This window comes from Croceicoccus esteveae, assembly GCF_031846435.1.
GTDB lineage: Bacteria > Pseudomonadota > Alphaproteobacteria > Sphingomonadales > Sphingomonadaceae > Croceicoccus > Croceicoccus esteveae.
This window is the reverse complement of record NZ_JAVRHS010000003.1, coordinates 100,469-112,665: the sequence shown is the minus strand read 5'-3', so window position 1 is coordinate 112,665 and position 12,197 is coordinate 100,469. Positions and strand designations below refer to the sequence as shown.

At 59.3% G+C, this 12,197-nt stretch carries 8 protein-coding genes; 2 read left to right on the top strand and 6 right to left on the bottom strand.

The window, feature by feature from the left end; all coding sequences use genetic code 11:
- The first annotated feature begins 57 nt into the window (after window positions 1-57).
- A complete protein-coding gene (gene clpB / locus RM533_RS05830) occupies window positions 58-2,637 on the top strand; it encodes an ATP-dependent chaperone ClpB (protein WP_311340271.1) in 2,580 nt (859 codons plus the stop codon).
- A gap of 61 nt (window positions 2,638-2,698) precedes the next feature.
- Here clpB and RM533_RS05825 read toward each other — a convergent pair whose 3' ends face one another.
- Window positions 2,699-5,596 (bottom strand): TonB-dependent receptor domain-containing protein, encoded by a 2,898-nt coding sequence (locus tag RM533_RS05825; protein ID WP_311340270.1) that lies wholly within the window; start codon window positions 5,594-5,596, stop codon window positions 2,699-2,701.
- 338 nt (window positions 5,597-5,934) lie between these two features.
- Between RM533_RS05825 and RM533_RS05820 the strand changes: the two genes are divergently transcribed.
- The gene (locus tag RM533_RS05820; protein ID WP_432265036.1) at window positions 5,935-6,483 is read left to right on the top strand and encodes a MarR family winged helix-turn-helix transcriptional regulator; all 549 of its coding nucleotides are present in this window, start codon (window positions 5,935-5,937) and stop codon (window positions 6,481-6,483) included.
- An 84-nt stretch (window positions 6,484-6,567) separates the two neighbouring features.
- Here the strand turns inward: RM533_RS05820 and RM533_RS05815 are convergent, their stop codons facing one another.
- From RM533_RS05815 to RM533_RS05795, 5 genes are all read right to left on the bottom strand, one after another.
- The gene (locus RM533_RS05815) at window positions 6,568-7,554 is read right to left on the bottom strand and encodes a type II secretion system F family protein (protein WP_311340269.1); all 987 of its coding nucleotides are present in this window, start codon (window positions 7,552-7,554) and stop codon (window positions 6,568-6,570) included.
- 11 nt (window positions 7,555-7,565) lie between these two features.
- The gene (locus RM533_RS05810) at window positions 7,566-8,480 is read right to left on the bottom strand and encodes a type II secretion system F family protein (RefSeq protein ID WP_311340416.1); all 915 of its coding nucleotides are present in this window, start codon (window positions 8,478-8,480) and stop codon (window positions 7,566-7,568) included.
- A gap of 118 nt (window positions 8,481-8,598) precedes the next feature.
- Window positions 8,599-9,876: a CpaE/TadZ family protein gene (locus RM533_RS05805; RefSeq protein ID WP_311340268.1), complete on the bottom strand. Its 1,278-nt coding sequence runs from the start codon at window positions 9,874-9,876 to the stop codon at window positions 8,599-8,601.
- A complete protein-coding gene (locus RM533_RS05800; RefSeq protein ID WP_311340267.1) occupies window positions 9,873-10,559 on the bottom strand; it encodes a CpaD family pilus assembly protein in 687 nt (228 codons plus the stop codon). Before RM533_RS05800 ends, RM533_RS05805 begins: the two co-directional genes overlap by 4 nt.
- A 25-nt stretch (window positions 10,560-10,584) precedes the next feature.
- A complete protein-coding gene (locus RM533_RS05795; protein ID WP_311340266.1) occupies window positions 10,585-12,195 on the bottom strand; it encodes a type II and III secretion system protein family protein in 1,611 nt (536 codons plus the stop codon).
- Window positions 12,196-12,197: the final 2 nt, after the last annotated feature.

Sequence of the window (12,197 nt, the reverse complement as noted above, 5' to 3'; positions counted from 1 at the left end):
CTTGTGTTGCAATAATACAACATTATCTGCGGTGGGTAACAGGATGAGGAAGAAGGCATGAACCTGGAAAAATTCACCGATCGAGCCAAGGGTTTTCTGCAGGCGGCGCAGACTGTCGCGATTCGCATGAACCATCAGCGCGTTACGCCCGACCATATCCTCAAGGCATTGCTTGAAGATGGTGAGGGCATGGCCAGCGGCCTCATCGAACGCGCCGGCGGCAATCCGCAACTGGCGCAAAGCGAAGTCGACAAGGCGCTTTCCAAGGTGCCCGCTGTGTCCGGTTCCGGTGCGCAGCAGACCCCCGGCCTCGACAATGATGCGGTGCGCGTGCTCGATCAGGCAGAGCAGGCAGCGACGCGTTCCGGCGACAGCTATGTGACAGTGGAACGCATGCTGCTGGGGCTTGCGCTGGCGACGACGACCGCTGCCGGGCAGGCGCTGAAGGCTGCCAATCTCACGCCGCAGGCGCTGGAGGAGGCGATCACCCAGTTGCGTGGTGGCCGCACTGCCGATTCGGCTAGTGCGGAGGAAAGCTACGAAGCGATGAAGAAATACGCCCGCGATCTGACGCAGGCGGCGCATGACGGCAAGCTCGATCCGGTCATCGGCCGGGACGAGGAAATCCGCCGCACGGTGCAGATCCTTGCTCGCCGGACGAAGAACAATCCGGCACTGATCGGCGAGCCGGGCGTCGGCAAGACCGCCATTGCCGAAGGGCTGGCGCTGCGCATCGCCAATGGCGATGTCCCCGACAGCCTGAGAAACCGGCGCCTGATGGCGCTCGACATGGGGAGCCTGATTGCTGGTGCAAAATATCGCGGCGAATTCGAGGAGCGGCTGAAGGCCGTGCTCGACGAGGTGAAAGGCGCCGAGGGCGAGATCATCCTGTTTATCGATGAAATGCACACGCTGATCGGGGCCGGCGCCTCTGAAGGGTCGATGGATGCCGGCAATCTGCTGAAACCGGCACTGGCCCGCGGCGAGCTGCATTGCATCGGGGCGACCACGCTCGATGAATATCAGAAATATGTCGAAAAGGACCCCGCCCTCCAACGCCGGTTTCAGCCGGTGTTCGTGGGCGAGCCGACGGTCGAGGACACCATATCGATCCTGCGCGGATTGAAGGAAAAATACGAGCTGCACCATGGCGTGCGCATTACCGATGGCGCGATCGTGGCGGCGGCGACGCTGTCCAACCGCTACATTTCGGATCGCTTTCTGCCCGACAAGGCGATCGACCTGATGGATGAGGCGGCGTCGCGCATCCGCATGGAGGTGGAAAGCAAGCCCGAGGAGATCGAGAACCTTGACCGCCGCATCATCCAGCTCAAGATCGAGGAATCCGCTCTATCGAGGGAAACCGATGATGCATCGCGTGACCGGCTCGGCAATCTGCGTGAAGAGCTGGCCAATCTGGAGCAGCAGTCGAGCGAGCTGACCACACGCTGGCAAGGAGAGCGGGACAAGATCGCTGCCGAAAGCAAGGTCAAGGAAGCACTGGACGCTGCCCGCATCGAGCTGGAGCAGGCACAACGGGCCGGCGATCTTGGCCGGGCAGGCGAGCTTTCCTACGGCACCATTCCGCAGCTTGAGCGGCAATTGCAGGAAGCTTCGGCGCAATCGGAAAATGCGCTGCTGCGCGAGGAAGTCACCGACGACGACATTGCCGGGGTCGTCAGCCGCTGGACCGGGGTGCCGGTCGACCGCATGATGGAAGGCGAGCGGGAAAAACTGCTCGCCATGGAAAGCACCATCGGCAAGCGCGTCATCGGTCAGGCGCAGGCGGTGGAGGCAGTGTCGAAGGCGGTGCGTCGCGCGCGTGCCGGGTTGCAGGATCCCAATCGTCCATTGGGCAGCTTCCTGTTTCTTGGCCCCACCGGGGTCGGCAAGACCGAATTGACCAAGGCGCTGGCCGGGTTCCTGTTTGATGATGACAGCGCGATGGTGCGTATCGACATGAGCGAATTCATGGAGAAGCATGCCGTGTCGCGGCTGATCGGCGCGCCGCCGGGCTATGTCGGTTATGATGAAGGCGGCGTGCTCACCGAGGCGGTGCGGCGCCGGCCATATCAGGTCGTGCTGTTCGACGAGGTGGAAAAGGCACATCCTGATGTGTTCAACGTCCTGCTGCAAGTGCTGGACGACGGTCGGTTGACCGATGGGCAGGGGCGGCAGGTTGATTTCACCAATACGCTGATCATCCTGACTTCGAACCTTGGCAGCCAATATCTTGCCAACATGGATGATGGGCAGAAGGTGGAGGACGTGGAGCCGCAGGTCATGGATGTGGTGCGCGGCCATTTCCGCCCTGAGTTTCTGAACCGGCTGGATGAGATCATCCTGTTCCATCGGCTGGGTGAAGAACACATGGCGCCGATCGTGGAGATCCAGGTTGGTCGGGTGCAGAAATTGCTGAAGGACCGGAAGATCACCATTGACCTGACCGATGCGGCCAAGCGGTGGCTCGGGCGGGTCGGGTATGATCCCGTCTATGGCGCGCGGCCACTGAAACGCGCGGTACAGCGTTACCTTCAGGATCCGCTGGCGGAAAAGCTGCTGGCGGGCGAAATCCCCGATGGCAGCACAGTCGGGATAGACGAAGGCGACGGCGCCTTGCAGTTTCAGATAGGCTGAACAAAGAACGGCGGGGATTGCTCCCCACCGTTAGTTTTCTGGCGAGCCTTGATCCAATGGATCAGAAGCGCGTCGTTGCCGATACCTTGAAATAACGACCCATGATGCCATCGAAATAGGTGACGATGCCGCCACCTGCGGGCACCGGGTAGGGCGCATTGGTGTCAAAGATGTTCTCGGTGATCAGGCGCAGCGTGAACATGTCTTCCACGTTGAACCGCACTGATGCATCGACGAACACCACGCTGTCCGGGCCGGGAACGTCATAGGCGTTGTCAGGTGCATTCGGGTCGATCTGCGCCGGGCCGATGTAGCGTCCCTGCACGAACGCGCCAAAATCATCGTTGTTGTAGGTGATGCTGGCGGTTGCCTGGTGCTTGGAGTATCCGGCATCACCGCGCAGGATGGTCAGGTCCCCGGTGCCAACCTCCTGCCGCAGTTCATCAAGATATTGATACGAACCGCGCAGGTTGATCGTGCTGTCCGCACCAATGAACGGCGTATCTATCCGCCAGTTCATCTCGCTGATCAGACCCTTGTAGCTGTAGGACGCGGCGTTGACGTATCCTGTGCGGATGAAGTCCACCTGCCCTGCATCGTCACGATCGATCTGTTCGCAGGCAGGCGCCGGGAAGGACACAGCATCATAGCAGGCATTCAGAGTCTGCTCTGCGTTGAGGCTGACAATCGCGTCGGACAAATCTATCTCGACCCAGTCCGCCGACCATTGCAGCCCGCGAAGGAACGTCGGGGTAAACACCACACCCACTGTCCAGCTGTCGGCCTTTTCATTCTGCAGGCCGGTATTGCCCGCCAGCACGCCTTCTGTGGTAAAATCCACAATGTTGGACACAAAGTTACCTGGCAACCCATCTGCGGCACAATTCGCGGCCCGGTTTGCCGGATTGGGGCCGCTGTCGATGAAGCGCGCATCGCACGGGTCATCCGCAAGGGTGAAGATATTGCTGGTCGGGTTGAACAGTTCGGTCACCGCCGGCGCCCGGATCGACCGGGTGAAATTGCCGCGAATGCCGAGGTCGCGCACTGGATTGAACCGGCCGCCGGCAGTCCAGGTCAGGTCGCCACCGGTAAGCGAATTGTCGACGTAACGCGCGGCGCCAGATATTTCGAGCCGGTTGACGAACGGGACCTCCATATCGGGCGCAACAAGCGGGATGAGCAGTTCGCCGAAGATTTCGTCGGTGTTGTAGCCGCCGTTGACAGGATCGATGGGAACGCTCCGACCGAAGGACTGACGCGGGCCATCCGGATCGTCGGGATTGACCTGGCCGAAGAAGAACTGACCGGGGTCGAAGTCTGCCGTTTCATCGCGATGCTCGTAACCGAGTGCAAAATCGACACCGCCCGCCCAGACATCGAGCAGGGAGCCGGTAACGCTGGCGGTGACCACCCATTGCTCGTTGGTCGCGATCGGCTTGGCGACGGTCGTGATGTAATCGGCAACGGCTTGCGAATTCTGATTGCCAAACGGATTGAACGGCACGCAGGTGCTGCTCACCGTCTCGATGGGTGAGGCCGACCCGCTGTTGCTGCATCCGTTCAGGGCATTGACGAAATTGCCCTGCACCAGCTCGCGGCTGTTGCCTTTGGTCTTGGACTTGCCGTAATTTCCGACCAGTTCCCAGGCAAAGCCGCGCTCAAACAGGCTCAGATCGCCTTCGAGGCCGCCGGCGATCCGGTATAGCTCCACAGTCGAGCTGCCTTCGCCGGCGATGATGTTCGTGTTCGCGCGGCCGAGATAGAAGAAGTCCTGATCATCGGGAAGCTGGGAGGCAATGAGCTGGCGCGCTTCGTCGGACAGGAACGGATTGTCGAGCGGAATGATCAAGGCACCGTCAGGGGTTCCGGCATCGTCGAAAAGCGCCGTGTTGTAGACAGGCTGCGAACGCAGCTCGGTGCCCTTGGAGTTGGCGTATGATCCTTCGAGGAAGACGCGCGTGGTGTCGGTCACCTCATATTTGACCTGCAGATTGCCCAGGTAACGCTCGACAGGAGAGCGCAGATTGCTGACCGGAACCAGGCTGAAACCATCGCCGCCCGAAGCATTCACGATGCTTCCGGTTGGCGTGCCGAAATCCAGCGGAACCAGATTGCCTTCGCGATTGAATACCAAGGTGTCGCCAGCGGCATTGGTGAAATCTGCACCGAAGCCGGGGAAGGTGTCGGCGATGGCAGGGATGCCGAACTGACCGAGCACCGGAATACGCCGATCCTCGATCAACTGATTGCGGAAGGGATAGTCAGGATCCGCAGGTGCCGCAAAGAACAGCCCGCGCGACGTCTGCTTGCGATCGCTAAAGAGCAAGCCTCCTGTCTTGTTGTATTCGAACGCAGCAACCACATTGCCGCGGCCGCCGCCGAAATTCTTGCCGGCAAGCGCGCTCAGCCGGTATTCCTCGGCGTCGCCTTCTTCGGCAATTCCGTACTGGCCATTGAGTTCGATGCCGTCGAACTCATCCTTGAGGATGATGTTAACCGTGCCGGCGATGGCATCGGAACCGTAGATGGGCGCGGCGCCGACCGCAACAGTCTCGATCCGGTCGATAAGCAGGGTGGGGATGGTGTTAAGATCGACCTGGGTACCTGCACCAACGGGACCGAAGATGCTTGCCGTGTTGGAGCTGACATAGCGGCGTCCGTTTACCAGCGTCAGCGTGCGCTGCGATCCCAGACCGAAGAAGTTGATGAAGCTTTGACCCGAGCCGAAGCTACCTGCCTGACTTCCGACCGCATTGCTGTCCGGTGGGCCGAACGCGGGCAGAGTTTCGAGCGCTTCGCCGACATTGGTGTAACCTTGCTCCTCGAACAGGTCTTCGCCGATGACGAGCGTTGGCTCCTTGGTATCAAAACGCGTGCGCTTGATACGCGAACCGGTAACGACAATGGCGTTGTCGCCAAGGTCAGCAACCGCTGTTGCCTCGTTGACGGTGTCAGGCATTTCCTGCGCGGCGACCGGCGCGGTCACAAAGGCAACGCCGATCGCGGTAATGGCGGCGCCGTTAAGGAGGGCTCAGAATATTGGCATGAAATCAATCCTGCAGCTCGGTGGGCAAAACAAACCGGAAATGATTTGACGATCACGACACGCTTGGACACGCCCCCCCCCGTTGGATATGTCTGCAGGATTAACAGGGAGTTCTGTGTTTTTGAACATCATCGGCATGCCCGCTTCAAATCGGGTTTCAACTGTTACCAAAGAGGAACAGTGCTGCTCGTTGTGCTTTCAGGGGTCGGCGTGCCGATCTTGATGCTGCGCTGATTTGCGCTGCGCCCCAAATGTCGTATTCTGGAGATATGTCCACCCGCTCTCCCGTTACGCCCTCCAGCATGCCACTGGTCCCGCAAGATGCGCCAGCGCCCATTCACCGGGCAGAGAGGCGGCCGCGCCTTGCAGATTACCTGCCTTATCGGCTGTCGGTTGCCAGCAATGCGGTCAGTCAGCAAATTGCGCAGCGTTATCGCGAAAGGTTCGGCTTACGCATTTCAGAATGGCGGATCATGGCCGTGCTGGGAGATACCGGTCCTCAAACGCAGCGGCAGATGGTTACCGCAACGCTGATGGACAAGGTGGCGGTCAATCGGGCGTGCAAGATCCTGGTTGATCGCCAGTTGATCAGCCGCCACCCCAACCCGCAGGATGGCCGTTCTCACATGCTGGAACTGACCGCGTCGGGCGCGGCTATGCATGCGCAAATTATGCCATTGGCGCTGCAAGTGGAGCAGCAATTGCTTGAATGCCTCAGTGCGCAAGAGGTGCAGACGCTGCATGGCGTGCTCAAGAAACTGTTTGCGCAGGCGCGCACGCTTGAGCCGCCGGTGGAGTAGCGGCGCTGACCGCGGTTGGTGCATGACGCCATGTTGGCGGCCATGGTGCGCCCGCTGCTGCTGACACGTGCGGATCGCCCGACACTACAGCAGATTGTCTGCGATCGAACAGGCCGCAGGACCCAGAATGACGATGAACAGCACCGGCAGGATGAAGAGGATGAGCGGCACAGTCATGATCGCGGGCAGGCGCGCCGCCTTTTCTTCGGCGCGCATCATCCGCTCGTTTCTGAACTCTGCGGCGAGCACCCGTAAGGTCGATGCCAGTGGAGTGCCGTAGCGTTCGGTCTGGATCATTGTCGTGACCACGCCTTTCATGGCTTCAAGATGGACACGGCGGGCAAGATTCTCGAATGCCTTGCGCCGCTCTGACAGGAACGAAAGCTCGATAGAGGCAAGCGTGAATTCGTCGGCAAGCTCTGGATAGGCACGGCCAAGCTCTTTTGCTACACGGCCAAAGGCGGCATCGACGGTCAACCCGGCCTCTGCACAGATTACGAGCAGGTCGAGTGCATCCGGCAATCCCTTGCGAATGGCGTCTGTCCGTTTCGTCACGAGGTTTTTGAGAAAGAGATCGGGAGCCTTGTATCCCGCTACAACGGCCGCCGCAAAGGCAAGAAATCGGGTCAGGCTGCTCCAGTCCGGAAAGAGCTGCGAGCCGTAAACGGCAAGTGCTGTACCTATGCCAAGCAGCAAAGGCATGATGACCCTGCCTGCAATGACAAAATAGGCAAACTCCTGCTTGCGGAGGCCCGCTTGCGCCAGCTTGTGGACTACTTCCGCGATCTGGCTGTCTTGCAACATGCGCAGGGACTTGAGGATGTTGCGCAGCCTGTCCGTGACGACAGTGTTGCGGCGCAGGCTGCGACGACGCGGTCCAGTGATGAGCCCCGATTTCAGCTCATCGCGCCGGGCGTTAAGCAGCTTCATCCGTCGAGCCATCGGATCGCGCACGCCCACTGCGGCATAGATCGCAACTATTACTGCTGCGGTGGCAATCGCGGCCAGCACAGTAGCGACGAAAATAACGTCGAATCCAAGGAGCGAGGGATGTGCGGTTTGATTGATCATGCCAGACGTTCCTAGATCTCGAAGCTGACCATCTTGAACATGATAAAAGCACCCAGTGCCATCCAGATGCCGCCGCCAAGCCCTGCGATGATCAGCCGATCATCCATGAAAAAGCCGCCCAGATAATCAGGATTGACCATGTAAACCATTGCAAACACGATGAATGGCAGCGATCCCAGAATATAGGCTGATGCCTTGGCTTCGGAACTCATCGCCTTGACCTTAAGCTTCATCTGCGCCCGCTTACGCAATACATCGGCAAGGTTTGACAATGTTTCTGCCAGGTTACCGCCAGTTTCGCGCTGTATCGCCAGACTGATACAGAAAAATTGAAACTCCGGCGTTGCTAGGCGGTTTGCAGTTTCCTGCAGTGAATCGTCTACCGTGCGGCCAACCTTGATCCGGTCGATGACCGCCTGGAACTCCTCACCCACCGGGCCGGGTACTTCATGCGCCGCCACGCCGATCGTTTCGGTAACAGGCAGGCCGGAGCGCAAGCCGCGAACGAGCAGTTCAATGGCATCGGGAAATCGAGCGTTGAAAAGCTTCGTTCTGCGCTGAATTGCTCTGTTGAGCAGCCAGTGCGGAATGCCCAATCCTGCAAGAAGCCCGACAAGCACGGATAGCAGGATCGCATTGCTCTGGACCAGCGCGATGGAGCCTGCCGCAAATCCGACGGCGCCACAAATCGCAAAGTACTTTTGCAACGACCATGTCTTGCCAGAGCGGTGCAGGCGCAACGCCAGTGCTCCCAGTCGCGAACCTTGTCCATGCAAGGCGGGTGAGCGGCGCGCGGCAACCGCCTTCTTCATCTGCGCTTCTAAGCGGGCGTATGGATCTTCCGAATAACGAGAGCGAACCTGTTGCAAGCGGCGCCTGCCCAGCCGGTCATTCCGATTTGCAACAGCGAACATCACACTGCCCATAAGTAAGGTCAGGAGCATGAGCGTGAAGACGAAGGCCGGGCTGGACGTCATGTCAGCTTTGCAGTTCCGCCGTCGCAACAGATTTGCTGCCACTGTGGGCAAAAAGAGTGCGCCTGCGTCATGGTTTTACCGCCCCGCCCGTTCTTGATTTCATACCAACGGAATGCAGCAAGCCGATCAGCTTGTCGGGCAACGAGGCTTTCGCATCGTGCGGCGCGCTGTCGGTGTTGCCGTCCAAGACCGTTGCGGCAAGCTCCCGCAGGGGCTGCGCAGATTTGCCCGACGGCTGTGCCTTGGCAAATACGGCGCCCGATTTTGCAGCCTTGGCGGCTGTCTGCAAATCAAGCGGGATCACGAAGTCCAGCGGCCGTTCGATCGCCGCTTCGAAATCCTTGCGGCTGACTTCTCCGCCGCTTGCCGGCACCTTGTTGGCCGCGACAAAGGTTTTGAGGTGATTGCCTTGGCTGGCGAGCAAGGCAAGGATGCGGATTGCATCGCGTGCACCGGCCAAGGTGAGTTCAGTCGTGATCACGACCACGTCGATCTGGGACAGCATCGGTAGGAAATCGACAAGCACCTGACGTGGCATGTCGATGACAGCGACTTCAAACGCTCGCCTGAACTCATCCTGCAATTGGTGAAATGCGGCGCCGTCGCGCCCCAGCGGAGCGGAGAGCGAAGCTTCGGCAGAAAGCAAGGACAGGTTGTCGCACGGACGTACCATGGCACGCTCGATGAACAGGCCATCGATCCGGGCCGGATTGTCAAGTGCGTCGGTCAGCCCCTTGCCCGCTTCGACATCCATCATGAGCGCGCCCGACCCGAAATGAACATCAAGATCGAGCAACGCTGTCGATTTGTTGTGGCTGGTCGCCAGCAGCCAGGCCAGCGAAGTTGCCACACTTGATGCACCAACCCCGCCGCGTGTGCCGATTACCGCCACGCTGACATGTTGATGCATCGGGTCAGCATTGCTCTTTGGCTTGGTAGCGTGAACCAGTGATTGAGCGTCGAGCAAGCTTTGTCGCAACGCCTGGCTGTCGAGTGGCTTCAGAAGATAATCGTGAATGCCGTCGGCAATAAGATCGCGATAAAGCTGGACGTCGTTGATATGGCCGATGGCGAGAACGAGCGTTCCTGCCTCGCAAACCTCGGCCAAACCTGAGATGTCCGCCAGCGGGTCTCCGCATTCGGAAAGGTCAACCACCAGAATGGACGGGCTGGCGCTTACCGCCAGCGTTTGTATGGCATTGCGCAACCCACCCTGGTGCACTTTCTCATCGCCTGAACCCACCTCATCCAGAACAGATCGCAAGGTTTTGGCGGACTGTTCATCGGCGACGAAGGCAGCAAAGCTGTCCCGGGTTGTGCGGGCGGCGTTCCAAGGAGCGTTCATCGGTCCTGCTGCCTAGGCAGTTCGGCGAGACCGTTGATGCCGCTGGGTGGCTGCTGGCGGTAGCTGTCGATCGCCTTGGATGCAGTCTTGGCTACTGTGTTTCCCACCTCTGCCTGTCCGCGCAGCAGATCGTGCGGATTGGCGATCATGGCTGCGACATTGCTGTTTACCGCGCAGCCATAGCCGGGATGCGTCGCGTTCGCCGGATTGGCGTCGGATTTGGCCGACCAGTCCGGGCAGCCAGGTACAAAGGCGCGCGCGCGCGTCAGGACGATCTGCGCAACACCGGGGGGCAAAGGCTCTGCCGCGAAACTCGAGATCATGGTCGGAAGTAAGCCGTGCGCTTCAATTATGCCGGCTAAGTCACGCCGAGCCAGCAAACCTGCTCCGCCCGACAGGATGGTCACGCTATCGCCGTCTCCGATCATGAAACTGCTGAGCCAGGCATTGAGCCGGGCTTGCTCCTGCACCGGCAAGAGGGTGGTTGCACCGCTGACGGTAAAGATATGGCGGGTACTTTCAACCACTGGCTGCTTTTGTGAATACAAGGAGCGGTTCGTTGCTACGCCGCCAATGCAACCCGACAAAGCAGCAAGCAGCATTATTGCAAAACCTGCGCCAGCCTGACGGCCGCCGTTACCCAAGCTGTTGCGGAGGGAACCTGCGATATGGGAAGGAGACATGGGATCTGCCTTGTCATTATTGAAGTCATTGCGTCGGAGCGGGGAGAGTCACTTGCAAATCACTCTGCGGGGTCGGACGACGTTGCAAAGACACACCGTCATGTTCGACGTTACGAAGGATCCTTTGTGCTTCAGTCGCTGTTTGATAGCCATCGGTAGGCAAGGCGATATCCTTGGCATCAACGGGTTTCACCAGATATGGCGTCACCACGATAACCAGTTCTGTTTCGCCTTTCTGAAAGCTTGTGGACTTGAAAAGACTGCCGATAATGGGAATGTTGGCTGCACCCGGCGTCTTATCCAGCAATTGCTGCGTGCCGTTCGACAGCAGGCCCGCGATCATGAAGCTTTGGCCTGAACCGAGCTCGACTGTTGTCTCCGCCCTCCTGATGGTGAGCGCGGGGATCTGAAAGCCGTCAATCACCACGGCTCCCTGTTGCGAAAGTTCCGAAACTTCCGGTCTCACCCGCAGCGATATGCGCCCGTTCGTCAGCACCGTGGGCGTATAGGCAAGACTTACACCATAATCGCGATATTCAATGGTTGTCGTGCCGAGTCCCTGGCTGATCGGAATGGGATATTCGCCGCCTGCAAGAAAGCTTGCGGTTTCCCCCGACAAGGCAGTCAGGTTTGGCTCTGACAAAGTGGAAATGAGGCCGATCCGTTCGGCAAGATCGAAGCCGAGATTGACGTCCAGCCCCAGAAGCTGGCCTGCCAAGTTCAAAGCAGTCTGCTGCGATCGGTTTGCGGGAAACTCGAAATTCGCCCCGCCGACAACAAATTTGCCTGTGCGGGGGTCGAACGGAAGGCTGATCGTGCCTGCGGGCAGATTGTATCTGCTGGATGCGTCCACCAGCGGCAAACCCGTTACGTCCTTGATCGCACCTGTGTTGTTGCCGCGCTGAATGCCAAACAGAAAGCCGCCGGACCGGTCGCGCGTGATGAGGTTTGCGTTCATCTCACGCACCAGCGTGCGGTTCACTTCGGCAAAGCGCACGTGCAGGCTTACCTGCAGCGGGCTCGCGATCTTCAACCTGCTGATAACGTTTACCCCCTGACCAGAGAAGGCGATCACCAGCCGCTCGGCTTCTGCGGCATCTTCGGGAGCCGCAACAGTTCCCGTCAGCAGGATCGTGTTGTTCATGGTTGCAACCATGATGTCTGCCTCAGGCATGGCCAGCCGAAGCATCTGGTCTACGCTATCAAGGTTCGAGCCTACCCGCACATTGGCGGACCAGACGATCTCTCCTGCAGGACCCGATGCATAGATGGTTGTCTCGCCGCCTGACTTTGCAAACAGGTAGATCTGGGTCTGTGACTTCACCTTCACATCGGCAATGGTGTCGTCGGCGATAAACACGTCAGCCATCCGAGCACCGACGTTTACCAAAGTGCCCCGGCCAATCGACAGCACAATGTCACTGTCGGGCCTGTTGCTGACCGCGTGCGTGCTGCCAGTTTGATCGCGAGCATAAGGATACGCGGCTTGTTGCGCCGTCACACCGCCTGCTCCGAGCGTCATTGCAAGACCAACCACCAGGACGGTCATCGCACGAACCCGACGAGTAGCGACCAGTGGCTGCAAGGTGGCAGGAGCGTTGACCGCAGCTTTGCCGGCAGTAAAACGGCTTTTCATCG

Bases quoted from the DNA above. Each gene is read 5' to 3' on its own strand.
- clpB (WP_311340271.1), top strand. From the start codon at position 58: ATGAACCTGGAAAAATTCACCGATCGAGCCAAGGGTTTTCTGCAGGCG.
- RM533_RS05825 (WP_311340270.1), bottom strand. From the start codon at position 5,596: ATGCCTGACACCGTCAACGAGGCAACAGCGGTTGCTGACCTTGGCGAC.
- RM533_RS05820 (WP_432265036.1), top strand. From the start codon at position 5,935: ATGTCGTATTCTGGAGATATGTCCACCCGCTCTCCCGTTACGCCCTCC.
- RM533_RS05815 (WP_311340269.1), bottom strand. From the start codon at position 7,554: ATGATCAATCAAACCGCACATCCCTCGCTCCTTGGATTCGACGTTATT.
- RM533_RS05810 (WP_311340416.1), bottom strand. From the start codon at position 8,480: ATGGGCAGTGTGATGTTCGCTGTTGCAAATCGGAATGACCGGCTGGGC.
- RM533_RS05805 (WP_311340268.1), bottom strand. From the start codon at position 9,876: ATGAACGCTCCTTGGAACGCCGCCCGCACAACCCGGGACAGCTTTGCT.
- RM533_RS05800 (WP_311340267.1), bottom strand. From the start codon at position 10,559: ATGTCTCCTTCCCATATCGCAGGTTCCCTCCGCAACAGCTTGGGTAAC.
- RM533_RS05795 (WP_311340266.1), bottom strand. From the start codon at position 12,195: ATGAAAAGCCGTTTTACTGCCGGCAAAGCTGCGGTCAACGCTCCTGCC.